A 26,472-nucleotide genomic window follows, 5' to 3' on the forward strand; every position below is an offset into this window, starting at 1 on the left:
TCAGGCCCGCTTGCGCCGCCTGGAGGGCCGGGCCGGCAACAGCGGCGCGAGGAAGCGGCCGGTATGGCTGGCGGCAATGGCCGCCACCTCCTCCGGCGTGCCCTCGGCAACGATCTGGCCGCCGCCATCGCCGCCTTCCGGACCCAGGTCGAGAATCCAGTCCGCGGTCTTGATGACCTCCAGATTGTGTTCGATCACCACCACCGTGTTGCCCTGGTCCACCAACTGATGGAGCACCTCCAGCAGCTTGCGGACATCCTCGAAATGGAGGCCCGTGGTGGGCTCGTCGAGGATGTAGAGGGTGCGGCCGGTGGCGCGGCGGGAGAGTTCCTTGGACAGCTTGATGCGCTGCGCCTCGCCGCCGGAGAGGGTCGTCGCCTGCTGGCCGAGATGGATATAGCCCAGGCCGACCTCGCGCAGCACGCGCAGCTTCTCGCGGATGGCGGGCACGGCCGAGAAGAACTCCAGCGCCTCGTCCACCGTCATCTCCAGCACGTCCGCGATGGACTTGCCGCGGAACTTCACCTCCAACGTCTCGCGGTTGTAGCGCTTGCCTTTGCAGGTGTCGCAGGTGACGTAGACATCCGGAAGGAAGTGCATCTCGATCTTCAGCACGCCATCGCCCTGGCAGGCCTCGCAGCGGCCGCCCTTGACGTTGAAGCTGAAGCGGCCCGGCTTGTAGCCGCGCGCCCGGCTGTCGGGCAGTTCCGCGAACCAGTCGCGGATCGGCGCGAAGAGGCCCGTATAGGTGGCCGGGTTGGAGCGCGGGGTGCGGCCGATCGGCGACTGGTCGATGTCGATGATCTTGTCGAGATGCTCCAGCCCCTCGATCCGCTCGTGCGGCGCCGGTACGGTGCCCGCGCCCATCAGCCGGCGGGCGACCGCCTTGTAGAGCGTCTCGATGACGAAGGTGGACTTGCCGCCGCCGGAGACACCCGTCACGCAGGTGAAGGTGCCGAGCGGCAGGCCGGCGGTCAGGCCGCGCAGGTTGTTGCCGGTGGCGCCGACGACACGAAGCATCCGCTTCTCGTCCGGCGCGCGGCGCTTCTCCGGCACGGCAATGGTGCGGCGGCCCGAGAGGTAGTCGCCGGTGATGCTGTCGCGGTTGGCGGCCACCTCCTCCGGCGTGCCCTGGGCGATGACGCGGCCGCCGCCGGCGCCGGCGGCGGGGCCGATGTCGATGAGGTGGTCGGCGGTGCGGATGGCATCCTCGTCATGCTCGACCACGAGCACGGTGTTGCCGAGGTCGCGCAGCCGGCGAAGCGTGCCGAGCAGCCGCTCGTTGTCGCGCTGGTGCAGGCCGATGGAAGGCTCGTCCAGCACATAGAGCACGCCGGTCAGGCCCGAGCCGATCTGGCTGGCGAGGCGGATGCGCTGGCTCTCGCCGCCGGAGAGGGTGGCGGAGGCGCGGGCGAGGGAGAGGTAGTCCAGCCCGACATCCAGCAGGAAGCGCAAGCGCTCGATGATCTCCTTGAGAATGCGGCGGGCGATCTCGGCCCGCTGCGGTGTCAGCGTCGCCTCCACCCCCTCGAACCAGGGCAGGGCCTTGCGGATCGACAACTCGCTGGCCTGGGCGATATGCAGCCCGGCCACCTTGACCGACAGCGCCTCGGGCTTCAGCCGGGCACCCTGGCAGGCATGGCAGGGCTGCTCGGCCTGATAGCGGGACAGATCCTCCCGGACCCAGGGATTGTCCGTCTCGCGCAGGCGGCGGGCGAGGTTGGGCAGGACGCCCTCGAAGGGCTTCTTCACCTCGTAGGCGCGCAGCCCGTCCTTGTAGCGCAGCGTCACCGCCTCGTTGCCGGTGCCCTGCAGGATGGCGTTCCGCGCCTGCTCCGGAAGCTCCCCCCAGGGAACCGACATCCTGACCTTCAGGTGCCGCGCCAGGCTGTCCAGGGTCTGGTCGTAGTAGGGCGCGCTGTTGCCGGCCCAGGCGGCCACCGCGCCATCGGCCAGGCTGCGCGTGTCATCGGGCACGACGAGGGCGGGGTCGAAGAAGCTCTCGGTGCCGAGGCCGTCACAGACCGGGCAGGCGCCCTGCGGCGAGTTGAAGGAGAAGAGGCGCGGCTCGATCTCCTCCAGGGTGAAGCCGGAGACGGGGCAGGCGTAGCGGCTGCTGAACACCGTGCGCTCGCCGCCATCGGCATTCTCCGCATAGGCAACGCCATCGGCCAGGCCCAGTGCCGTCTCGAAGGAATCCGCCAGACGCTGCGCCAGGCCGTCATTGCCGACGACCACGCGGTCCACCACGACCTCGATGTCATGCTTCCGGCGCTTGTCGAGCGAGGGCGCGTCCTCGATCCGCATCAGGGTGCCGTTGATCTTCACCCGCTCGAAACCGCGCCGCTGATACTCGGCCAGCTCCTTCCGGAACTCTCCCTTCTTGCCGCGCACCACGGGAGCCAGCAGCAGGAGGCGGGTTCCCTCCGGCATGGCGAGGACGCGGTCCACCATCTGGCTGACCGTCTGTGCCTCGATGGGCAGGCCGGTGGCCGGGGAGTAGGGAATGCCCGCCCTGGCCCAGAGCAGGCGCATGTAGTCATGGATCTCGGTGACCGTGCCGACGGTCGAGCGCGGATTGTGGCTGGTGGTCTTTTGCTCGATCGAGATGGCGGGGGAGAGGCCCTCGATCGAATCCACGTCGGGCTTCTGCATCAGTTGCAGGAACTGGCGGGCATAGGCCGAGAGGCTCTCGACATAGCGCCTCTGCCCCTCCGCGTAGATGGTATCGAAGGCGAGGGAGGATTTGCCGGAGCCGGAGAGGCCGGTGATGACCGTCAGCGTGTGCTTGGGGATATCGAGATCGACATCCTTCAGATTGTGCTGGCGTGCGCCCCGGATCCGGATCTCGTCGTGCTGCCCGGCGGCCTGGGCGGGGTTCCGCCGAGCGGCGGGCAGGTTCGACAGCTTTTTCAACTCAGGCTCCTGCGCACAAGCGTTCGCATTGTGTTCACGTTCGGGTTGTGCCAGCATCATGGTGCGGCGGAAAGAGGCATTCCGTCACCGCAGACAAGTGTGATGCGGCGGGTGGCGGCGGACAGGCTCGCCCGTTAGGTTGCCCCGGGGTGGGTTGCCCTGGGGCGCACCCCAGGGCGGCGCGCAGAGTCGTGAAACCGGGCTTCCGGGCCATGGCCTGGCCTCCAGGATGGAGGTCCGGCCGGCCGGCGGGGCCGCAGCGTATGAAGGACCGGGCAGCATGGCCGGCAGCGTCAACAAGGTGATCCTGATCGGCAATCTCGGTAGGGATCCGGAGGTGCGGAACTTCCAGAACGGCGGGCGCGTGGTGAATCTGCGCCTCGCCACCACGGACACATATAAGGACCGCGAGGGGAACCGCCAGGAGCGCACCGAATGGCACTCGGTGGCGATCTTCAACGAGCGCATCGGCGAGGTCGCCGAGAAGTATCTGCGCAAAGGCAGCAAGGTCTATATCGAGGGCAAGCTCGAAACCCGGAAGTGGCAGGACCAGGGCGGCCAGGACCGCTATTCGACCGAGGTCGTGCTGCGCAACTTCGGCGGTGAGCTGACCCTGCTGGACGGTCGCGGTGGCGGCGAGGGCGGTGCCCCGTCCGAGGGCGGGGAGCGGTCGGGCGGCTTCGGCGGCCGGTCGGGCGGCGAGCGTTCCGGCGGTGCGGCGTCGCCCCGCCCGCAGCGGGGCGGGTGGGACACGCCCAAGGGCGGCGGCAGCGATCTGGACGACGATATTCCGTTCTAGAGAGTACCATACGCCTTTTGTAAGGAGAAAATGAGATAGGGCCATGGAAACATGGCCCTTTTTGTTTGACAAATTGGGACCGAAGGGCGAACTTTGTGGCAGAAGTTCAGGGGACCATGCAAAAGTGTCCATTTTCTGCACTGCCCCGCGCTCGGTCGAGCGGACGAATCCTTATTCAATTGAATGGGCCCACTTTGCCTCTGGAGAGCGGCTGCCGCTGCTGGTCTCCCGGTCGACAGGACTGCCGATCGAGGCGCCGACATACTGGATCGCATCCGCCGAACGGCCCCTGAACAAGGCCGCGGCGACCCTGGAGAAGCAGTTACGCCACCTCATGTTGCTTTATCTCTGGGCCGACACGCGGGGCTGCACGCCTGAGGAGCTTATCCGGTCGCCCGGCTTCCTGACCCTGGAGCAACTGAACAACCTGGACCACTTCTGCCGCCAGAGCCTCTCGGAAGCCATTCCGGTAGTCCTTGAAGACAGGGAAGGGGCAAGGAGCGTAGCGCGCTTCCAGAGGCGACGGCCGAGCACCCCCGCAAAGTCAGGCTTCCGAGCCGAAGTTGGCAACCGCTTGGCGGCGATCCACGCCTTCCTGAGCCACCTCAGCTTTAGCCACGCTCTTCGGATGGAGGCCGGCAGCGAAGCGCGAAGAGTTTACGATGAGAGCCGGAAAGCCATCCTCGGCATCCTTCAGGAACGCTGTCGCGCCATCAATCCCCGACGCAGCGAGGGCGAGCCGCGAGAGGGCTTAGAAGCACAAAAACGTGATCTTCTCCTGGCCGCAATTAAACCTGGGGCACCTGGAAACCCGTGGGAGGCTCAGGTCCAGCAGCGGAACGAACTGATCGTCCGCCTACTGTTCGACCTGGGGATGCGGCGGGGCGAGGTGCTCTGCCTGCGTGTCGGGGATGTCAAGCTCACGCCAGATGGTGGGCTTCTGACAATCACGCGTCGTCCGCAGGATCCGGAGGACACACGGACGCCTAAGCCGCAGGTCAAGACCCTCGGGCGCGAGCTGGCCATCGGCCCCACCCTGCGCGGGCTGTACCTGGGGTACCTTGCCGAGCGGCGAGCCTTCCCCGGCGCGCGGCGACACCCCTTCCTCTTCGTTAGCTCTGCCGATGGATCCCCACTCACCCTGTGGAGCGTGACCAAGATGTTCAAGGCGTTGCGAGAGAGGGTCTCCGGCATGCCAGAAACCCTCTCAGCGCATGTGCTGCGGCATGACTGGAACGATCGGTTCTCCGAGATGTCGGACCGGGCATCAGCCCAGCGGGACAAGGTGGACGCAACGAACGAGGAGCGTGCTCGGGCTTACGCCCAGGGGTGGAGCAATCCCGCGACGGCGGCGAAGTACACCAGGCGCTGGAACAGGGAGAAGGCGAACCGGCTTTCCCTCGAGATGCAGGAGCGAAGGGAGATCCTGGAAGAGCGCACAGGCGAAAGGCGCTTACCACCCAGCCAAATGGCAAAGGGGGAGGAATAGCTATGTCAGGGATGGTCGCCGGGAGCGCCGAACACTTCCCGCCGCTTGCCCCGAAGCTATTCCTTCCCGACGGACAAGTCGTCGATACGACCGCAGCCACCTGGGTGCTCCGCGATATCTCATATGGGAGCGTCCCGCTGGAGTTCGCCGCTCTTGCGGCCCTACAGCCAAGTGTGGTCCTGCGTTTGCAGCATACCTTCGGCCATTTCCTGGAGACGAGGTCCGTCTCACATAGCCGGAACCTCTTCGGTCGCCTCCTGGAATTCTATCGGGCAGTTCTAGCAGGGGCTAAGCCTCAATCCGTCGAGCTGATTGAATTTTCGCATCTCCTAATCTGGCAGAAGCAGCTTACAAAAGACACCCTCTGGAAACTTGGCGTCGTCCGCATACTGCTGGAGAAAGCCGCCCGGCTTGGATACGGCTTCTGTTCAGGCAGTGCTCTAGACTGGCTCGGTGAGGCAGTACTCCCAGGCAATCCCAAAGGAGGGGACGTTCAGACACGGGATCCAAACCGAGGTGCTTTTACCGCAGCCGAGGTTGAGACACTCAATGCCGCCTTGAACGATGCCTATGCGGAGGGCGAGGTGGACCTCCCCGACTATGCGGCAGGCCATGTCCTGCTGGCCTTCGGCGTACGCAGCCGGCAGCTGGCCGCATTGAAGGAGAAGGATCTGATCGCTGCGCCCGCACAGGATGGCGAGATGCGGTATATCCTCAGGATCCCTCAGGCCAAGCAGCGGGGAGAGCTGACCCGCGGCAGCTTCCGCGCCAGGCCGTGTGACCGCCGGCTCGGACGTCTTCTGGAGCGCCTGATCGCGGAGAATGCGGGCCTCAGAAAGGATCCGGCGGTGGCGGCGGACGACTGGCCCATGTTCATCAGCTCTGATCGCGGTGAGAATCCACCAGGATTTGCCTACCATCAGTCCGCGCGGACGATCGCCAGTCGGATCCGGACCATCATCGAGCAGCGAACACAGATCCGCGCAAACTCCAAGCGGTTTCGCCATACCCTGGCGCAGAACATGGCTGACGATGGCGCCTCAAGATACGAGATCGCCGAGGCGCTTGGCCATACAGACACCCAGCAGGTTGGCAAGTACCTGGACGCCAGACCGGAGATGGTGCCGAGGCTCAACCATTTGGCCGAGGACTTCGCGCCTATCATGCAGGCATTCGCCGGCATCCTGATCTCACGCGAGGATCTCGAGGCGCGAACTGCGCCGAAGACCAAGCGCCTCCATGACCGTACCCTGGGGGAGGGCGGGGAGCAGCCTCTCGGGCACTGCGGCCAGCACGGCTTTTGTGACCTCGCCAAGCCGGTCGGCTGCTACACCTGCCGGTCATTCCGGCCCTGGGACGATGGTCCTCACGAGGAGGTCCTGACCGGTCTGCGCGCCCGGCGCCAGGAGCAGATCGACAGGGGGCTGAGTTCCAAGATCTACACCATCAACGACCGGACCATCGCGGCGGTGACGCGGGTCGTCCAGCTCTGCCGACAGCGGTGCTCGGCGCTTGAAGCGGCTCAGGAAGGATCCCGATGACGCCGGTCATTGCACTTCGTACCAAGGCTGCCCTTTCTGCCGAGCAGCGCGCTGCTGAGTTCATCGCCCTTGCCCGGGATCAGCTTACCAACCTCATCGCGACGACCGAGTGGCTAGCCGATGCCTGGGACGTCTCGGCTGCGTTTGTCCGTAAGGGCAAGCCCCGTGCAGCGAGCCGATTGTACTTCTTCCAGCATGGGACCTTGACCGGCCGTGCCGCCAGGGCGGCCGGATCACCCTTCGATTCCGCCTTCAGCGACTTTGCCCGGGCTTACATCCGCTATACCCACTCAGCGACCAAAGCGGAGTTCCCGCGGCTCCAGATGCGGCTTCATGCGCTGGGTTATATCGAGGCGGCCTTCCGCGCCCTTCGCATGAGGCCCAGCATCGATTTGCTCTCCCCAGATGTGCTCACCACCGCTGTGCGGATCGGCACCGAGGGCGTCACAGACTTCGTGAAGTATCAGCGTGCCTCGGCCATCGAGGGTGTCTACCAGTTCTGCCTGCAGCGCAGCCTGCTCGCCTCGAGCTTCCAGTGGCGCCATGGCATTCCGAAGCCCGCGGAGCCAGGGGAGCGCATCGGGACAGCATTCGCGGAGCGTCGTGCCCAGAAGCTGCCCAGCAGGCGGGCCTTCGAGGTGCTCGCCCATATCTACTGCCAGCCCCGAAATCTACGGGATCGGCTCCTTTCCGCCGTCTGCCTGATCTGCATCTGTGCGCCCTGGCGCGCCTCCGAGGTCCTCCAGTTGCGAATCGACTGTGAGGCAAGGGAGACGCGTCGGGAGAAGGGGCGGGAGGTACCGTCTTACGGCCTTCGCGCCTATCCTGGGAAGAACAACCCGCCGCAGGTCAAATGGGTCCTCGATATCGCGGCCGATCAGGTCCAGGAGGCCATCGAGCGCCTGCGTGCGAACTGCGCCGAGGCGCGTGCCATCGCCGCTTGGTACGTCCAGAACCCCAGCCGGATCTATCTGCCGCCAGATCTTGCCCACCTTCGCCAAGCTGAGTGGCTGACCTCCGACCAGGTGGCCGGGCTGGCTGGGCAGACCAACGGGGTGCAGTGGGCGAAGCAGGTCCGGTTGGAGCCCCGCGCTGGCGCAGGAGGCCGGCATGAGTACCGGTTTTCGGATGTGGAGCGGGTTGTCCTGGCACAGCTCCCACGGGATTTTCCTCACCAGAACGGCCTCAGAACCCATCCGTACTCCGAGGCATTGATCCTCGTCCGCCAGGGGGCGCTTCGGGCCAGTACGATCGGAGAGGGGTCGCAGGTGATGTTCGAAGCGGTCGACATTGACCAGTTCAACCGGTGGCTCTCCGGGACGCCCGCCCATAAGCCGGTGTTCCAGCAGTACGGCTTCACGGAAGAAGACGGTTCTCCGATCAGAATTACGACCCATGCCTTCCGGCACTGGAACAACAATCTGGGGCACAAGAAGGGCCTCAGCCAGGAAGACCTTGCCCTTTGGAGCGGCCGGGATCCCGGCCAGAACAAGTACTACGACCACCAGACCCCCGCTGAGTTCCGGGAGGATCTCCTCCAGCTGGCGCTGAAGGCCGGCGGCGTGGGCCCCCTGTTCGAGGCGGCCGATAACCTTCCTGACCCGCTCCTGATTTCCCGGGAAGAGTTTCTTCGGGAGCAGATGGGGGCGTCCCACGCCACCGAGGTGGGCGCCTGCATCCACGACTATGCCCTGCAGCCCTGCCAGAACCACGGCGACTGCATCACCTGCGAGGAGAATGTCTTCGTCAAGGGCGACCAGCGGCACCGCGCTGAGATCACCCGTCTGCTCGGCCTTGCCGAGATGCAGCTCGCCGCCGCCAAGCTGTCCATGTCGGAGGGCGATTACGGGGCTGACCTCTGGGTGCAGGACCATGAGCGCAAGCTGAGGCGCCTGCAGCTGATGCTGGCCATCCACGACGATCCCGGCGTTCCCGACGGCAAGGTCGCGAGCCTGCCCCCGGACCGCCAGGACAGCGAAATCGAACAGGCGATGCGGCACCGCAGCCGGCGTGACCTGCGGGCGGCAGGGTAGGCGCAAGTGGTCGGGAATAAGAAGCCGAAGCCCAGGATTTCAGACCAGGACGTTCGGGCCATCGTGACCCTGCTGGAGACATGGGAGGGACCACTGACCTGGGAGCGGCTGGTCGAGCGTGCGGCTCTCGTCCTTGGGCGCTCCTACACCCGGCAGGCGCTTGATGGTCATGAGGCGGTCAAGGACGCGTATCAGGCGCGCAAACAGAGAATCCGGGTCATCCGCGACAGTCTCCGGAAAGGGAAGGCAACAAGCGAGGAACTGCCGCCCGAGCTGGCGGTGGCTTTGCGGCGGGCCGAGGCTGCGGAGCTCCGGGTCAGGGCGTTGGAGCAAACGGTGGAACGCTACCGGGCTAAGTTCATCCTCTGGCTCTACAACGCCCGGAATGCCGGCCTCACGGAAGATCAGCTCAATAGCCCGCTGCCTGCCGTCGACCAGAAGGCGGGTGCCCTGTGGAGCCGCCGGAAGGGTGCCCAGAGGTAGAATTTTTTACCCTTCTTGCGCTTTTCGACCCAGCTCCAACCCAGCTATTATTCCATACAGCTTGTTGGGCAAACCCGACTGGGCCTGCTAACCAGCTGAATTTGAAAAGAGTTTTTGGTGCATGCTCACAGGTGAGATCAGGAACCAGGTCGATCAGATCTGGAACAGCTTCTGGACGGGCGGAATCTCCAATCCGCTGGAGGTGATCGAACAGATCACCTACCTGCTCTTCATCCGTCGGCTGGACGAACTGCACACACTCGAGGAGCGTAAAGCCGCCCGGCTGAGGCGTCCGCTCGAGCGGCGCATCTTCCCCGAGGGTACCGACCCCAAGGACCGGCCGTACGAGGACCTCCGTTGGTCCCGCTTCAAGAACATGGCGCCGGCTGAAATGTTTGCCGTGGTGGGAGAGCATGTCTTTCCCTTCCTCCGTACCCTCGGCGGGGACGGCTCCACCTATTCCCACCACATGAAGGACGCCCGCTTCACCATCCCGACCGCGGCGCTGCTGGCGCGGGTGGTGGACATGCTCGACCATGTGCCGATGGAGGACCGCGACACCAAGGGCGACCTCTATGAGTACATGCTCGGCAAGATCGCCACGGCCGGGCAGAACGGGCAGTTCCGCACGCCGCGGCACATCATCCAGCTAATGGTGGAGATGACGGCGCCGAACCCGAAGGACGTCATCGTGGACCCCGCCTGCGGCACGGCGGGCTTTCTGGTGGCAGCGGGCGAATACCTGCGGGAGCGCCATCCGGAGGTGCTGCGCGACGACGCGCTGCGGAAGCACTTCCATCACGGCATGTTCCACGGCTTCGACTTCGACGGCACCATGCTGCGCATCGGCAGCATGAACATGATGCTGCACGGGGTGGAGAACCCGGATATCCGCTATCGCGACAGTCTGGCGCAGGACCATGCAGAGGATGCGGACCGCTACACCCTCGTCCTGGCCAACCCGCCTTTCGCTGGGGCGCTGGATGCGGAGGCGGTAGCGAAGGACCTGGCCGCCATCGTCAAGACCCGCAAGACGGAGCTGCTGTTCCTGGCGCTGTTCCTGCGCCTGCTGAAGCCCGGCGGGCGCGCGGCGGTGATCGTGCCCGACGGCGTGCTGTTCGGCTCCTCCAAGGCGCACAAGGAACTACGCCGCATGCTGGTGGAGGAGCAGAAGCTGGATGGTGTCGTCTCGCTGCCCTCCGGCGTGTTCCGCCCCTATGCCGGCGTCTCCTGCGCCATCCTGTTCTTCACTCGCACCGACAGCGGCGGCACCGACCAGGTGTGGTTCTATGACATGCAGGCCGATGGCTGGAGCCTCGACGACAAGCGCACGCCGCTGCTGCCCGAGGCGAAGCTAGGCGCGACGCCCGAGGCGGCGCTGGAGGCGGCCGAGCACGGGAAGAACAACCTGCCCGATGCCCTGGCCCGCTGGCGCCAGCGCGCGGGGGAGGAGCGGAGCCGTCCGCGCACGGCGCAGAGCTTCTGCGTGCCGAAGGAGGATATTGCTGGCGCGGGCTATGACCTCTCGCTCAACCGCTACAAGGAGGTGGTGCGGGAGGAGATGGTGCACCGTAGCCCGCGCGAGATCCTGGCTGATTTGCGTCGGCTGGAGGCAGAGATCCAGGAGGGGATGGTGCGGCTGGAGGGGAGGCTGTCGTGATGTTAGACGCGGCATCGCCACCAGCAATGCACGGGACTGTCCGCCTCGGCGATGTCGCCACCTTTGTCCGGGGAATCACGTTCAAGCCCGAGGATGTAGTACCGCCAAGCCAAGCCGACTCCCTTCTATGCATGCGAACGAAGAACGTTCAGGACAAGCTCGATTTATCGGATGTTTGGGGCATTCCTAGGTCATTTGCCCGGCGTGCTGACCAAATTTTACGCGAAGGCGACATCCTGATTTCGAGCGCCAATAGCTGGAACCTCGTCGGTAAGTGCTGTTGGGTGCCCGCACTTGAAAGCCCTGGAACCTTCGGTGGCTTCGTAACCGTCTTGCGTGCAGATCCACGTCGAGCACATGCACGCTACCTTTATCGCTGGCTATCCAGCGATCCAATCCAAGCGACGCTACGCAGCTTCGGCCGCAAGACAACTAGCATTTCCAATCTCGACCTTGGCCGTACACTCGATCTGACGCTGAACCTACCGTCTCTCGAGGAGCAGAGACGCATCGCCGCCATCCTCGATGAGGCCGACGCGCTGCGGGCGAAGCGGCGGGCGGCACTGGCGCAACTCGACGAGATGGCGCGGGCGATCTTTGTGGAGATGTTTGGCGACCCAGACCAAAATCCAAGGATGTGGCCCATCCTGCCGCTTGGTAGCTTGATTGCCGATGGTCCTCAGAATGGACTGTACCGGCCAGCAAGCGACTACGGCGACGGAGCGCCGATCCTTCGCATTGACTCTTTCTATGATGGCGTCGTGACTGGGATGCAGAAGCTGAAGCGCCTTCGCATCAGTGATGCGGAGCAAAGCCTGTATGCTCTTCGTCCAGGCGACATCGTCGTGAACCGCGTAAACAGTATGGAGTATCTCGGAAAGTCGGCGCTCATTCCGGATCTGCCCGAACCCACGGTCTTTGAGTCGAACATGATGCGCTTCTCCCTGGACCCGGGCACGGCAAACCCGCGTTTTGTCATCGAAATTCTGCAAACTGAATACATCAAGCGGCAGATTCGTTGCTCAGCAAAGCACGCAGTAAATCAGTCCAGCATAAACCAGAAAGATGTAGCTTCCTTTCAAATTATCTGTCCCCCTCTTGGTGAACAGGTCTCTTTCGCCACCCGGCTAACATCCCTTGACCGGATCAAGGAGGCGAACCTGCAAGCGATCGCGATGGCCAACTCCCTCTTCTCCTCCCTCCAACACCGCGCCTTCCGCGGCGAGCTGTAAGGCAGCCCCATGTCGCAATTCGGCTTTCTCCAACCCGAGTGGCCGGATCTCTATACCGCTGCCGCGCGGGCTGAGGCTCTCGCCCTCTCTGACCCGCGCGCTGCTGCGTTCTACACCCGCCGCGCGCTCGAACTCACCATGGCGTGGCTTTACAAGTATGACCGCCGGCTGAAGCTGCCCTACCAGGACAATCTCAGCGCCCTAATCCATGAGCCGAGCTTCCGCGAAGCGGCCGGCGAGGCCATCTTCTACAAGGCGCGCTACCTGAAGGACGTCGGCAACAAGGCCGTGCACAGCGAAAAGCCTTTCGCCGAGGCAGAGGCACGGACCGCGGTCGGGGAACTGTTCCACCTCGCGTTCTGGCTGGTCCGCTCCTATGCCCGCGGCACGAAGCCTGCCGATAATCTCGCTTTCGATCCGGCGAAGCTGCCCCGGCCCATGGCGCAGCTCGCGAAGCTCACCCTCGAACAGCTCCGCCGTCGCGAAACGGAGCTGCAAGCGAAGGACGAGAAGCTGGCGGAGGTCCTGGCCGACCGTGCCAATCTGGATGCCGAGTTGCAACGCCTGCGGGAGGAGGTCGCGGCCGCCCGCGCCGCCAATGCGCAGAAGCCCGACACCCACGACTACAACGAGGCCGCCACCCGCGACCACTTCATCGACCTGCTGCTGCGCGAGGCCGGCTGGAACCCGGATGGGCCGGACGTGGCCGAGTACCCCGTCACGGGCATGCCGAACGAGACGGGTGAGGGCTTCGTGGACTACGTGCTGTGGGGCGATGATGGTCGTCCCTTGGCGTTGGTCGAGGCCAAGCGGACCCGCTACAGCCCTCTGAAGGGCCAACAGCAGGCGAAGCTTTACGCCGACTGCCTGGAGAAGATGCACGGCCAGCGCCCGGTGATCTTTTGCTCCAACGGCTACGAGCACTGGATCTGGGACGACAGCCGCTACCCCCCGCGCCAGATTCAGGGTTTCTACAAGAAGGCGGAACTGCTGCTGCTGATCCAGCGCCGGACGACCCGCCGCCGGCTGGCCGATGCCGCGCCCGATGAGAAGATCGTCGAGCGCCACTACCAGACCCGGGCCATCCGCCGCATCGCCGAAGCGTTTGAGGACCATAACCAGCGCAAGGCCCTGGTGGTCATGGCCACCGGTGCCGGCAAGACACGCACGGTGATTGCACTGGCGGACCTGCTGATGCGCTGCAACTGGGCGAAGCGCGTCCTGTTCCTGGCCGATCGCGTGGCGCTGGTGAACCAAGCGGTGAACGCCTTCAAGGCCCATCTGCCCTCCGCCGCCCCGGTGAACCTGGTGACGGACAAGGCGACCGAGGGCCGCGTCTTCGTCTCGACCTATCCGACCATGATGAAGCTGATCGAGGAGCAGGACGGGGCCCAGCGCCGCTTCGGCGCCGGCCATTTCGACCTGATCATCGTGGACGAGGCGCATCGGTCCATCTACCGCAAGTACGGCGCGATCTTCGACTGGTTCGACAGCCTGCTGGTCGGGCTGACCGCCACCCCGAAGGACGAGATCGACCGCAACACCTACCGGCTGTTTGATCTCGAAGCGGGCGTGCCGACGGATGCGTACCCGCTCGATGAGGCGGTGAAGGACGGCTACCTGGTGCCGATGAAGGCGGTCTCGGTGCCGTTGAAGTTTCAGCGCCAGGGTATCCGCTACGAGGACCTCTCCGAGGAGGAGAAGGAAGACTGGGATGCCCTGGAGTGGGACGAGGAGGAGGGTGCCCCTGACCGGGTCGACGCCCAGGCCGTGAACAAGTGGCTGTTCAACGCCGACACGGTGGACAAGGTGCTGCAGCACCTGATGAGCCGCGGCCTGCAGGTCGAAGGCGGCGACCGGCTGGGCAAGACCATCATCTTCGCCAAGAACCATGCCCATGCGGAATTCATCCAGGAGCGGTTCGACGCCAACTACCCGAAGTGGAAGGGCAGCTTCGCGCGGGTCATCGACTTCCAGGTGGACTACGCCCAGAGCCTGATCGACAGCTTCTCCCACCCTGCTAAGGCGCCGCATATCGCCATCAGCGTGGACATGCTGGATACCGGCATCGATGTGCCGGAGGTGGTAAACCTCGTGTTTTTCAAGCTGGTCCGGTCGAAAACGAAGTTCTGGCAGATGATCGGCCGCGGTACCCGTCTCCGCCCGGAGCTCTTCGGCCCCGGGAAGCACAAGGAGTTCTTCTACGTCTTCGACTTCTGCCAGAACCTGGAGTTCTTCAGTCAAGATGCGCCAGCCGTGGAGGGCTCAGTAGGCGACAGCCTCTCGGCCCGGCTGTTCAAGACGAGGCTTAAACTGGCGGCAGCCCTCGACCAGCGAGTGAAGGGCCGGACGGGGCGCGACCTGGAAGCGGAGGCGATGCTGCGCCACGATGTCACCCGGCTGCTGCGCAGTGAGGTGGCGGCGATGAGCGTGGACAACTTCCTGGTGCGGCCGAAGCGGAAGCTGGTGGAAACCTATGCCAAGCCGGAGGCGTGGGAGGCGCTGGACGAGCAAGCGCAGCGTGAATTAGCCGAGCAGGTCGCTGGGTTGCCCTCGGAGCGCGAGCCGGAGGGTCTCGAAGCGAAGCAGTTCGACCTTCTGATGCTGAACCTGCAGCTCAGCGTGCTGGGTCAGGCGCCCGGCTTCAACGCACACAAGCTGCGGGTGGTGGATCTTGCCGGGGCTCTTGAGGACCAAGCGACCATTCCTGCCATCCGTGAGCAGCTGGCGCTGATCGAGGAGATCCAGACCGACGCCTGGTGGCAGGACGTGACGGTAGGCATGCTGGAGGATGCCCGGAAGCGGCTGCGGGGACTGGTGCACCTGATCGAGAAGCGCAAGCGGAAGCCGATCTACACCGATTTCGAGGATGAGATTGGCGAGGGGGTGGACATCGACTTCCAGGCTTTTACGCCCCCTGACGCCTTCGAGAAGTTCCGGGCAAAGGCGCGCCACTTCCTGCGCCAGAAGCTGGATCACGTGGCGGTCCACAAGGTCCGGACAAACCGGCAGCTGACGCCCACCGATTTGGAGGAGCTGGAGCGGCTGCTTCAGGACAGCGGCATCGGCACGCCAGATGATCTCGACCGCGCCAAGTCCGATGCTGAAGGGCTCGGCCTTTTCATCCGCGCGATGGTGGGGATGGATCGTGCAGCGGCCAAGGAAGCCTTCGCGGACTTCCTGGCGGGCAAATCCCTTACGGGGAACCAGATCGAGTTCATCGACATGCTGGTGGAGCACCTGACGGAGAACGGTGTCATGGAGGCGTCAAGGCTTTATGAATCGCCCTACATCGACATCAGCCCACTCGGCGTCGATGGGTTGTTCAGCCAGGATGCCGTGGATGAGGTCTTCTCAATCCTGGAGGACGTGAAGCGTCGGGCAGCGGCATAGACCACGCGCCTCATCCCTGCGTAGGGTGATCGGTGAGGGAGGGCGCGGTGACAAAGCTCTGGAGTATCTCAGGTGACGCGCTGAGGCCGCTGGCGGCCGGCCGTCTTGAAAGCGAAGCCCGCCTTGAGCAATGGCTAGAGACCGATATATCCATTTTGGATCCCGGTCTGCTTGTCATTGGACGGCAGGTTGTCACTCCTCATCAGGGAAGAATTGACCTCATCGCCGTTAATGATGAAGGATCAATTTACATCATCGAACTCAAGCGCGACCAGACGCCGCGCGATATTGTTGCCCAGGTACTCGACTATGCGAGCTGGGTTTCTAGTCTTGACACTTTGGCTGTGCATACAATTGCTGATGCTTATTTGCGCCCGCGTGGTTCGACATTCGTGGACGTGTTCCGAGCGAAATTCGGTGCAGCACCACCCGAGCCGCTTAACGCAAGCCACTCGATGGTGATTGTTGCCAGTTCGCTAGATCCTGCGTCGCAGCGGATCGTCGAATACCTTGCTCGCATTCATGGTGTTGGCATCAACACCGCGTTTTTCACGGTCTTTGTCGACGGTAATGAACGCTTCTTGTCCGCTGATTGGCTCATGGATCAGGAGGAGGTGGTTGAGCGAACAGAGCGTCGGGCTCGGGCGCCGTGGACCGGGCTCTATTATGTGAATGTGGGCGACGGACCAACCCGCGCCTGGGAAGATATGCGACGGCTTGGCTTTGTGGCGGCGGGCGGCGGGCGTGTATGGTCTGGTGCTCTCCAGAGGCTGTCTCCCGGAGACCGGATCTACGCCTACCAGAAAGGCCACGGCTACGTTGGCTTCGGCGTCGTTACTGAGCCTGCAGCAATGGCACGCGAGGTCTTAATCAGTGGCCAGCCCTTGCTGCAGCATCAACTCGCCCAGCCCAACATGGCACATGATCACGACGATCCTGAGCTTGCTGAGTACGCGGTCCTTGTGGACTGGCGAAAGGCTGTGCCCTTGAGCGACGCGAAGACCTTCACCGGCATATTCGCCAATCAGAACGTCGTGTGTCGCTTGCGAGATGCAGCCACGCTCCAGTTTCTCGCCAAAGAGTTCGGGCCGGCAGATATATAAGATCCGTCCTTTGCCCGCTGGCGGAAGATAAGTATGGCGGCGGATGGGAAGCCTATGAGGTCGAACCGTCCCCGCTTTCCATAGGGGGGACCCGTTATCCACAAGGGGCCGCGAAGCCGATCATCAAGAATCGAGCATAGCGGCCCCTTGTGGGTAACGGGGGGTTCCTGTGGTAAGCGGGGACGGTGAAGCGCACCGGTGCAGCAGCCGAAATTTGTAAACTTCCCCGTATGATCAGGCCGTAAACTGACCAAGCGGCCGAAGCATCTTTACAAAAATCCTGCTTCTTTGCGTGGCATGGCCGTTATATCGCTGAAAATAGAGGAATTTCTAGAGGATTGACAGGGCGGGTTCCCCAGAACCGTTCTGAGCACACGCAGAATTCGGCTCGGGGGCGCTTGGCAGCCCCGCCGGGTCGGCATGATATGTCCTGCTCTCGGCATGGGACGGCTCGCTTCGGCGGGCCGTCGCTTTGTGTCCCGCTGAAGGACAGGAACGCAGGCTCGTGATACTCTCCGCCGACCGCATTCGACTGGCAGCCCATCCTTCCGGCAAGGAGGACGCCATCCGACAGGCCGCGCAACTTCTGGTCGAGACGGGTTCCATAAAACCCGCCTATTCAGACAGCATGATGCGGCGCGAGGAGGAAGCGGACACCTTCCTCGGCAATGGTATCGCCATTCCCCATGGGCAGCGGGCCGATCGCGGCCTGATCTCCAGCACGGGCATCGCGGTGCTTCAGGTTCCCGGCGGCGTGCGCTGGAACGGCGAGGATGTGGCGCGCCTCGTCGTCGCCATCGCGGCGCAGGGCGATGAGCATATCGCGGTGCTGCGCCGGCTGACGGACGTCCTGGGCGAGCCGGAACTGGCCTCCCGCCTGGCGCTGACCACGGATCCGGCGGAGATCCTGGCCGCCCTCGACCCCGAGGCGCCGCTGCCGGCGGTGGCCGCCGCGCCGGAGGGCGACGGACAGGGCCTGACGGCCGCCGTCCAGGCGCCCGCCGCGGCCGGCATGCATGCGCGCCCCGCCAAGGTCCTGGCGCAGCTTGCCAAGGGATTCCGCTCGGACATCCGGCTGCGGCACGGCGAGCGCAGCGCCGACGCGAAGAGCATGATCGCGATCCTGCAGCTGGGCGCCGGTCCCGGCGCGGCCCTGACGCTTTCGGTGGCGGGGCCGGATGCGGAGGAGGCACTGAAGGCGCTGACGCGGGGCTTCGCCGATCAGCTGGGGGATGCCGAGACCACCGCGCCCGCGCCGCCGGATATCGACAGGGTGCCTCAGGTATCCGCGGAGCCCCTGGAGGCAGGCGCGATCGCCGGCCTGCCCGCCAGCCCTGGCATCGCCATCGGCGTGCTGTACCGCTTCCGCTCGGAATCGGCGGGCTTCGCCACGACGGCCAGCGATGCCGTGGCCGAGGAGGCGGCGCTGGAGGCGGCGCTGGAAGCCTCCCGTGCCGAGCTGAAGTCGATGGCGACCGAGATGAGCAGCCGGATCGGCGACAAGCACGCGGCCATCTTCGCCGCGCATGAGGAGTTCCTCGAGGATCCGGAGATCCTGGCCGAGGCGCGGGCCGCCATCGGCAAGGGCGCCTCGGCCCCCGCCGCCTGGCAGGGCGCGACGGAGGCGCAGGCCACGGCGCTGGCCGGCCTCGGGGATGAGCTTCTCGCCGCGCGCGCGGTCGACCTGAAGGATGTCTCGCGCCGCGTGCTGCGCCATCTGGTGGGCGGACAGGAGGTGGTGGCGATCCTGCCTGAGAAGGCCGTGGTGGTGGCCGAGGACCTGACGCCGTCCGAGACCGCCAATCTGGACCCCGCCCGTGTGGTCGGGCTGGTGACGGCGGCGGGAGGGCCCACGGCGCACACCGCCATCCTGGCGCGGGCGCTGGGCATTCCGGCGGTCGTCGCCGCGGGGGCCGGCGTGCTGGATCTCGCCGATGGGACGCCGGTGGTGCTGGATGGCGACCGCGGCCGGCTGCACCCCGATCCCGACGCGGCGGCGCTGGCCCGGGCCGAGGCCGCCATGGCGCGCGGCCGCGACCGGGCCGCCGCTGCCCGGCAGGCGGCCTTCCGCCCCGCGGTGACGCGGGATGGCCGCCGGATCGAGGTGGCAGCCAATGTGCGGCGCCCTGAGGAGGCGGCCGAGGCCGTCGCGGCCGGCGCCGAGGGCAGCGGCCTGGTCCGCAGCGAATTCCTCTTCGACGACCGGTCGGAGCCGCCGGACGAGGAGGAGCAGTTCGATATCTACCGCCGGCTGGCGGAGGGCTTCGGCGGCCTGCCGGTCGTGCTTCGGACCCTGGATGCCGGCGGCGACAAGCCGCTGCGCTTCGTGCACCACCCGGCCGAGGCCAATCCCTTCCTGGGCCTGCGCGGCCTGCGGCTGTCACTGGCCGAGCCAGACCTGTTCCGCAGCCAGATCCGCGCGGCGCTGCGAGCGGCGCAATATGGCGATCTGCGCATCATGCTGCCCATGGTCGATGGGCTCGAGGATCTGCGCGCCGCGCGCCGCGCCATCGAGGCGGAGCGTGCCGGGCTTGGCGCTCCCCCGGTCGAGATCGGCATCATGGTCGAGGTGCCTTCGGCCGCGGTGATGGCCGACCAGCTGGCGCGCGAGGCGGATTTCTTCTCCATCGGCACCAATGACCTGACGCAGTACACCCTGGCGGTCGACCGCCTGCACCCCACCCTCGGCAAGCGTTCCGACGCGCTGGACCCGGCCGTGCTGCGGCTGATCGACATGACGGTCCGGGCGGCCCACGCCCGTGGCCGCTGGGTCGGGGTCTGCGGCAACATGGCGGCGGACCCGATGGCGGCACCCATCCTGCTCGGCCTCGGCGTCGACGAACTGTCGGTCTCGATCCCCAATGTCGCCGCCCTGAAGGCGCAGATCCGCGCCCTGACCATGGATCAGGCCGAGGCGGTGGCGCGCGCCGCGCTGGCCTGCGGCAGCGCCGCCGAGGTGCGGGCCCTGCCGGGCCTGCAGGAGCTGGGTCATGCCGGCTGACATCGCCACCATCACTCTCAATCCGGCGCTGGATCTCACCATACCGCTGCCGCGCCTGGAGGTGGGCACCGTCAACAGGGCTGGCGCCGCCGAGCTGCGGCCGGCGGGGAAGGGGGTCAATGTCTCCGTCATGCTGGCGCTGCTGGGCGAGGCCTCCCTCGCCACGGGGCTGCTGGGGGAGGCGGACAGCCCTGCCTTCGAGGCCTTCCTGTCGCCACGGGGCGTCACGCCCGCCTTCCAGCCGGTGGCGGGCCGCTGCCGGATCAACGTGAAGGTGGTGGAGACGGAACGGGGGGAGGTGACGGACATCAACCCGCCCGGTCCCCGGGTCTCGGAACGGGACCTGGACGCCCTGCTGGCCCGCCTGTCGCCGCCTCCCTCCCTGGCCGTGCTGTCGGGCAGCCTGCCGCCCGGCCTCTCCGCGGAGGCGCTGGCGCGGGTGACGCGCCATCTGGTCGCCGGCGGTGCCCGGGTGGTGCTGGACAGCAGCGGGCCGGCCTTCGAGGCGGCCCTGCCGGAGCGGCCCTGTCTGGTCAAGCCCAACCGGGACGAGTTGTCGGCGCTCCTGGGGCGTCCTCTCCCGGACCGGGACGCGCTGCTCACCGGCGCGCTCGAGCTGCAGGCGAGAGGTGTGAGCCATGTCGTCGTCTCGGCCGGGGGCGAGGGCGCGCTCTTCGTGCTGCCCAACCTCCGCCTCTGGGCCAGGCCACCCAAGGTGAGGCTGACCACCACGGTGGGTGCCGGCGACGCCATGGTCGCTGGCCTGACGGCGGGCCTGCGGCGCGGGCTGGACGCCGAGGCGCTGGCCCGGCTGGCGACCGGATGTGCCGCCGCCGCCGTCTCCCGCCCCCCGGACGCCTCCGCCGATCCGGCGGAGATCGAGCGGCTCGCCAGGGCCACGCAGGTGGAGGTGCTCTGACCGTGTCGCGATCCTCCGTTGCCTCCTTCTTTCCGGACAGCACGCATGCCTCATGATTCCGTCCAGGCCACATCCCTGCGGCTGCTGGCCGTCCTTCGTCATTCCGCCAGTGCGCCCCACCTCGCCATGGCCGCCGAGGCGCTGCGCGAGGCGGCGGAGCGGGCCGGCCTGCTGCTGACCCTCGATCTGCCGGAGGCGCCGGCGCGCGGCGCCGAGGCGGCCGCCGTGCTGCTGGTCGGCGATGCCACGGCGGATGCGGCCCGGCATGCCGGCCGGCCGCTGATCGCCACCACCATCGTCGAGGCGATCCGGCATCCGGAGGCCTCCCTCCGCTCCGCCGCGGCGCTGGCGCGCCTTCCCCGCCCCGCGACGCCGGCCCCGCGGGAAGCGACGCCGGCGGTGCCCGCCGCGGCCGCCGCCGGCCCGGCGGGGTCCCGCCGCCTTGTCGGTATCACGGCCTGCCCGACCGGTATCGCCCATACCTTCATGGCCGCCGCCGCGCTCGAGAAGGCGGCCAAGGCCCTGGGCTACGAGATGCGGGTGGAGACGCAGGGCTCAGTCGGCGCGAAGAACGCCCTGACGGACAGCGAGATCGCCGAGGCCGATGCGGTGGTCATCGCGGCCGATACGGGCGTGGACACGGCGCGCTTCGCGGGCAAGCGCCTCGTCATCGCGGGGACGGGCGACGCGCTGAAGGACGGGCAGGGGCTGATCAACCGCGCCCTGGCGGCGGAACCGATGGGCGGTGCCGCGCGGGGCGAGGCGGCGCCGACGCCGCGCAAGGCCCAGGCCCCCGGCGTCTACAAGCACCTGATGACCGGCGTATCCTACATGATCCCGCTGGTCACGGCGGGCGGCCTCTGCATCGCCCTGTCCTTCGCCTTTGGCATCGAGGCTTTCAAGGAGCCGGGCAGCCTGCCGGCGGCGCTGTTCCAGATCGGCGCGCAATCGGCCCTGGCGCTGATGGTGCCGGTGCTGGCGGCCTTCATCGCCTTCTCCATCGCGGACCGGCCGGGCCTGGCGCCGGGCTTCGTCGGCGGCGCGCTGGCCAATGCGGTGGGCGCGGGCTTCCTGGGTGGCATCGTCGCGGGCTTCCTGGCCGGCTATATCGCCCGCTTCCTGCGGGACAGGCTGCCCTTCCCGGAGAGCCTCGAAGGCCTGAAGCCGGTCCTGGTCATCCCGCTGCTGGCCTCGCTGGCGACCGGCCTGCTGATGATCTACGTGCTCGGCACGCCGATCGCCGCCGCCCTGGCCTGGCTCACGCAGTTCCTCCAGGGGATGGGGACCTCCAACGCCGTCCTGCTGGGCCTGCTGCTGGGCGCGATGATGGCCGTCGACATGGGCGGGCCGGTCAACAAGGCAGCCTATGCCTTCGGTGTCGGCCTGCTCGGCGCCGAGACCTTCGCGCCCATGGCCGCGATCATGGCCGCCGGGATGACGCCGCCGCTCGGCATCGCGGTGGCGACCCTCATCGCCCGCGGGCGCTTCAGCCAGGAGGAGCGGGATGCCGGCAAGGCCTCGGCCGTGCTGGGGCTGGCCTTCATCACCGAGGGCGCCATCCCCTTCGCGGCCAAGGACCCCGTGCGGGTCATCCCGGCGCTGGTGGCCGGCTCGGCGGTCGCCGGCGGGCTCTCCATGCTCTTCGGCTGCACCCTGCGGGCACCGCATGGCGGCATCTTCGTGGTCGGGATTCCGGGGGCGGTCGGCAATCCGCTGGGCTACCTGATCGCGATCCTCGCCGGGACCGCCGTCACCGCCCTGGCCGTGGCGGTGCTGAAGCGCCATTCTCCGGTCGCGGCCGCCGCCTGAGGTCGTGAGCGGCGGTTTGGCGGAAGCCGGCGAAGCGGCTATAAAGACGCTGATTTTCGTGGGGCGGGGCGGCGGGGTGATCCCGCCCGACCCCGGCTCCCGGCGGCGCGTCCGCCCGGGAGGCCAGACCCCGGCTGCTGCATAGGAAAACGGCGTGAGCGACAGCGATAACGGCACCGGGCCGTCCGGCCATATTCCGCCCGAGGGCACGATGCCGGTGACGCTCGAGGAGGAGATGCGCCGCTCCTACCTCGACTATGCGATGAGCGTGATCGTGTCCCGCGCCCTGCCGGATGTGCGGGACGGGCTGAAGCCGGTGCACCGCCGGATCCTGTTCTCGATGAACGAGAACGGCTTCACGGCCGACAAGCCCTACAAGAAGTCCGCGCGCGTCGTGGGCGACGTGATGGGCAAATATCACCCTCACGGCGACAGCGCGATCTATGACGCCATGGTCCGCATGGCGCAGACCTTTTCGCTGCGCGTGCCGCTGATCGACGGGCAGGGCAATTTCGGCAGCATGGACGGCGACCCGCCGGCGGCCATGCGCTACACCGAGGCGCGGCTCGCGCGGTCGGCCACGGCGCTCCTGGAAGGCATCGACGAGGACACCGTCGATTTCGGGCCCAACTACGACGAAAGCGCCGAGGAGCCGAAGGTCCTCCCCGCCGCCTTTCCGAACCTGCTGGTGAACGGCGCCAATGGCATCGCCGTGGGCATGGCGACGAACATCCCGCCGCACAACCCCACCGAGGTGATCGATGCCACGCTGGCACTGATCGCCGACCCGGAGACCTCGCTGGAGGATCTGATGAAGATCATCCCGGGGCCCGACTTTCCGACCGGGGCCCTGATCCTCGGCCGCGCCGGCATCCGCTCGGCCTTCGAGACGGGGCGCGGCAGCATCGTCCTGCGCGCCCGCGCCGAGATCGAGGAGATGCGCGGCGGGCGCAGCGCCATCGCCATCTCCGAGATCCCCTACCAGGTGAACAAGGCGGCGCTGATCGAGCGGATCGCCGAGCTGGTGCGCAGCCGCCAGCTCGAGGGCATCAGCGACCTGCGTGACGAGAGCGACCGCTCGGGTCTGCGCATCGTCGTGGAGCTGAAGAAGGACGCGACCCCGGAGGTGGTGCTGAACCATCTCTATCGCTACACCAATCTGCAGACCTCCTTCGCGGTCAACATGCTGGCGCTGCATGAGGGAAGGCCGCAGCAGATGGGCCTTCGCCAGGCCCTGCTGGCGTTCATCGGCTTCCGTGAGGATGTCATCCTGCGCCGGTCGCGCTACCGCCTCGGCAAGGCGCGCGACCGGGGCCATCAGCTGGTCGGCCTCGCCATCGCCGTGGCGAACATCGACGAGGTCATCCGGCTGATCCGCAACAGCCCGGATGCCACCACGGCCCGCGCCGCGCTGATGGACCGGGACTGGCCGGTCGCGGATGTGGGGCCGCTGCTGGCCCTGGTCGATGATTCCGGCAATGTCGTCGTCAATGACACGGTTCGTCTGACCGAGGCGCAGGCGCGCGGCATTCTGGAGCTGCGCCTGCAACGGCTGACCGGGCTCGAGCGCGACAAGATCAATGCCGAGCTGGACGAGGTGGCCGGCCGCATCCGCGAGCTGCTGGAGATCCTGTCCTCCCGCCCGCGGCGTCTGGAGCTGATGGCCGAGGAACTGGCCGCGGTTCGCGCGCAGATCGCCTCCTCGCGCCTGTCCGAGATCGTCGACGGCATCGCTGACCAGGATGACGAGAGCCTGGTGGAGCCGGGCCTCATGGTCGTCACCCTGACGCGGGACGGCTATGTGAAGCGCACGCCGCTCGAGACGTTCCGCGCGCAGAATCGCGGCGGCCGCGGCCGCAGCGGCGCCAGCATGCGGCAGGATGATGTGGTGGTCCGCTCCTTCAACGCGCACACGCATCAGTGGGTGCTGTTCTTCACCAGCCGGGGCATCGCCTTCCGCGAGAAGGTGTGGAAGCTGCCCGAGGCGGGGCCGACGGCGCGGGGCCGGTCCCTGCGGCAACTTCTGCAGTTGCAGGAGGAAGAGCTGGTGACGGCGGTGCTGCCGCTGCCGCAGGATGAGAGCCTGTGGGAGAGCCTGCATCTCGTCTTCGCCACGGCGCAGGGCAATGTCCGCCGGAACCGGCTCTCCGACTTCAGGAATGTCCGCTCCTCTGGGCTGATCGCGATGAAGCTGGACGAGGGCGACGGCCTGATCGGTGTGTCCACCTGCCGCGAGGGCGATGACGTGCTGCTGGCGACGCGGGGCGGGCGGGCCATCCGCTTCGTCGCCGATGTCGACACGTTGCGCGTTTTCGCCGGCCGCGATTCGACCGGCGTGCGGGGCATCCGCCTGGGCAAGGGTGACGCGGTCATCGCGCTGTCCGTGCTGCGCCATGTCGATGCTGACGTCGAGGAGCGCAGCGCCTATCTGAAGCAGGCGGCGCAGAAGCGGCGCAGTGGCGAGGAGAGCGCCGAGGCGGCGGCGGAGTCGGAAGCCGCGCTGGCCGAGGAGAATGCGGAGGCGGCGCGGGCCGAGGTGTCGCTCTCGGTCGAGCGCATGGCCGAGCTGGAAGAGGCGGAGGAGCTGCTGCTCACCGTCACCGACGGCGGTTTCGGCAAGCGCAGCTCCGCCTACGAGTACCGCGTCACGGGGCGGGGCGGGCAGGGCATCGCCAATATCAACCTGACGCCACGCACCGGGCGGGAAGTGGTCGCCACCTTCCCGGTGCGGGGCGGCGACGACGTGATGCTGATCACCGACAGCGGCCGGCTGATCCGCATGCCGGTGGATCAGGTGCGCGTGACGGGCCGGCAGGCCATGGGCGTGACGCTGCTGCGGCTCGACGAGGGCGAGCGTGTTTCCTCCTGCTTCACCGTTGTGGAGGAGCAGGGCGTCGATGAGCCGGGGCCCGACGCGACCGCCGACGGCGCGGGGATGGGAGATGAGGATGTCTGAGCGCGGCCTGCGCACCGGCGTCTATCCGGGCACCTTCGACCCCGTCACCAACGGGCATCTCGACATCATCCATCGCGCCGCCCGGATCCTCGACCGCCTGGTGATCGGTGTGGCCATGAATGCCGGCAAGGGGCCTCTCTTTCCGCTGGAGGAGCGGGTCGCGCTGGTAGAGGCCGAGACGCGCCCGATCGCGGCGCGCACGGGCACCGTCATCGAGGTGGTGCCGTTCGAGAGCCTGCTCGTCGGTTTCGCGCGGGAAGTGGGCGCGCAGGTGATCGTCCGCGGGCTGCGCGCCGTGACCGACTTCGACTACGAGTTCCAGATGGCCGGGATGAACCGCCGGCTCGATCCCGAGATCGAGCTGCTCTTCCTCATGGCCAGCGAGGGCAACCATTTCATCTCCTCGCGTTTCGTGAAGGAGATCGCGCGGCTCGGGGGCGATATCAGCACCTTCGTGCCGCGCCTGACGTGCGACCGCACCCTTGAGAGGGTCCGGCAGCCGACCACCGGGGAGTGACACACGGATGCGACGCCGCACCCTGCTCGCCAGCACCATAGCCGTCACGGGGATCACCATGACCGAAGCCACGAACGAAGCCGCCGCCGCCCAGGGCGACGACCGCGAGAACACCCTCTATTTCGACCTGAAGGACGGCCGCGTCGCCATCAAGCTGCGCCCCGATCTCGCGCCGCAGCATGTCGATCGCATCAAGACCCTGGTCCGCCAGGGCTTCTATGACGGCACGCCCTTCCACCGCGTGATCGAAGGCTTCATGGCCCAGGGCGGCGACCCGACCGGCACCGGCACGGGCGGCAGCCAGTTGCCCGACCTGCCGGCCGAGTTCAGCCCGCCGGCCAAGGCCCGTTTCCTGCGCGGCGTCTGCGGCATGGCGCGCACCGCCAATCCGAACTCCGCCAACAGCCAGTACTTCATCATGTTCGCGCCGGCGCCCAGCCTGGACGGCCAGTACACCATCTGGGGCCAGGTCGTCTCCGGCATGGAGTTCGTGGACAAGATCAAGCGCGGCGCCGGGCAGAGCGGCATGGTCCGCGAACCCGACCGTCTGGTGAAGGCGCAGATCGCCGCCGACGTTCCGGCCTGAGCGTGGTGTCGGCCTGACACCTACGACTTGACACT

The 26,472-nt window shown here is 66.7% G+C and carries 16 protein-coding genes; 15 read left to right on the forward strand and 1 reads right to left on the reverse strand.

The features are described 5' to 3' along the window. Window positions 1–2,916, reverse strand: a complete 2,916-nt coding sequence (gene uvrA / locus ACVMLK_RS01225) for an excinuclease ABC subunit UvrA (protein WP_422924144.1) — start codon at window positions 2,914–2,916, stop codon at window positions 1–3. A 280-nt stretch (window positions 2,917–3,196) separates the two neighbouring features. Here uvrA and ssb point away from each other — a divergent pair, with 280 nt between their 5' ends. The 15 genes from ssb to ACVMLK_RS01300 all read left to right on the forward strand — a co-directional run bounded on the left by ssb (window position 3,197) and on the right by ACVMLK_RS01300 (window position 26,437). Further along, window positions 3,197–3,715, forward strand: coding sequence for a single-stranded DNA-binding protein (ssb, locus tag ACVMLK_RS01230; RefSeq protein ID WP_198364916.1), 519 nt, complete (start codon window positions 3,197–3,199; stop codon window positions 3,713–3,715). Between the two features lie 43 nt (window positions 3,716–3,758). Beyond that, complete coding sequence (locus tag ACVMLK_RS01235) at window positions 3,759–5,204, forward strand: tyrosine-type recombinase/integrase (protein ID WP_457485375.1); 1,446 nt, start codon at window positions 3,759–3,761, stop codon at window positions 5,202–5,204. Between the two features lie 2 nt (window positions 5,205–5,206). Further along, a complete protein-coding gene (locus ACVMLK_RS01240; protein ID WP_457485376.1) occupies window positions 5,207–6,745 on the forward strand; it encodes a site-specific integrase in 1,539 nt (512 codons plus the stop codon). Further along, a complete protein-coding gene (locus ACVMLK_RS01245; RefSeq protein ID WP_457485377.1) occupies window positions 6,742–8,778 on the forward strand; it encodes a hypothetical protein in 2,037 nt (678 codons plus the stop codon). The genes ACVMLK_RS01240 and ACVMLK_RS01245 overlap by 4 nt, the downstream gene beginning before the upstream one ends. 63 nt (window positions 8,779–8,841) lie before the next feature. After that, window positions 8,842–9,261, forward strand: coding sequence for a hypothetical protein (locus tag ACVMLK_RS01250; protein WP_457485378.1), 420 nt, complete (start codon window positions 8,842–8,844; stop codon window positions 9,259–9,261). Between the two features lie 121 nt (window positions 9,262–9,382). Continuing rightward, on the forward strand, window positions 9,383–10,921 hold the full coding sequence (locus tag ACVMLK_RS01255; RefSeq protein WP_457485379.1) for a type I restriction-modification system subunit M: 1,539 nt from the start codon (window positions 9,383–9,385) through the stop codon (window positions 10,919–10,921). A gap of 131 nt (window positions 10,922–11,052) precedes the next feature. Then, window positions 11,053–12,153 carry a restriction endonuclease subunit S gene (locus ACVMLK_RS01260; protein WP_457485380.1) on the forward strand — a complete coding sequence of 367 codons (1,101 nt, stop codon included), beginning with the start codon at window positions 11,053–11,055 and terminating at the stop codon, window positions 12,151–12,153. Between the two features lie 9 nt (window positions 12,154–12,162). After that, complete coding sequence (locus tag ACVMLK_RS01265) at window positions 12,163–15,546, forward strand: DEAD/DEAH box helicase family protein (RefSeq protein ID WP_457485381.1); 3,384 nt, start codon at window positions 12,163–12,165, stop codon at window positions 15,544–15,546. 47 nt (window positions 15,547–15,593) lie between these two features. Next, window positions 15,594–16,649, forward strand: coding sequence for a hypothetical protein (locus tag ACVMLK_RS01270; RefSeq protein WP_457485382.1), 1,056 nt, complete (start codon window positions 15,594–15,596; stop codon window positions 16,647–16,649). 505 nt (window positions 16,650–17,154) lie between these two features. Further along, complete coding sequence (gene ptsP / locus ACVMLK_RS01275; RefSeq protein WP_457485383.1) at window positions 17,155–19,650, forward strand: phosphoenolpyruvate--protein phosphotransferase; 2,496 nt, start codon at window positions 17,155–17,157, stop codon at window positions 19,648–19,650. Then, window positions 19,640–20,569 (forward strand): 1-phosphofructokinase, encoded by a 930-nt coding sequence (pfkB, locus tag ACVMLK_RS01280; protein ID WP_198364918.1) that lies wholly within the window; start codon window positions 19,640–19,642, stop codon window positions 20,567–20,569. The genes ptsP and pfkB overlap by 11 nt, the downstream gene beginning before the upstream one ends. A 45-nt stretch (window positions 20,570–20,614) precedes the next feature. After that, on the forward strand, window positions 20,615–22,378 hold the full coding sequence (locus ACVMLK_RS01285; protein ID WP_457485384.1) for a fructose-specific PTS transporter subunit EIIC: 1,764 nt from the start codon (window positions 20,615–20,617) through the stop codon (window positions 22,376–22,378). A 211-nt stretch (window positions 22,379–22,589) separates the two neighbouring features. Then, window positions 22,590–25,334: a DNA gyrase subunit A gene (gene gyrA / locus ACVMLK_RS01290; protein WP_422924825.1), complete on the forward strand. Its 2,745-nt coding sequence runs from the start codon at window positions 22,590–22,592 to the stop codon at window positions 25,332–25,334. Next, window positions 25,327–25,851 (forward strand): pantetheine-phosphate adenylyltransferase, encoded by a 525-nt coding sequence (gene coaD / locus ACVMLK_RS01295; RefSeq protein WP_457485416.1) that lies wholly within the window; start codon window positions 25,327–25,329, stop codon window positions 25,849–25,851. The genes gyrA and coaD overlap by 8 nt, the downstream gene beginning before the upstream one ends. A gap of 7 nt (window positions 25,852–25,858) precedes the next feature. After that, window positions 25,859–26,437 (forward strand): peptidylprolyl isomerase, encoded by a 579-nt coding sequence (locus ACVMLK_RS01300; RefSeq protein ID WP_198364921.1) that lies wholly within the window; start codon window positions 25,859–25,861, stop codon window positions 26,435–26,437. The last annotated feature ends 35 nt before the right edge of the window (window positions 26,438–26,472 follow it).

This window comes from Teichococcus aerofrigidensis (assembly GCF_054073225.1).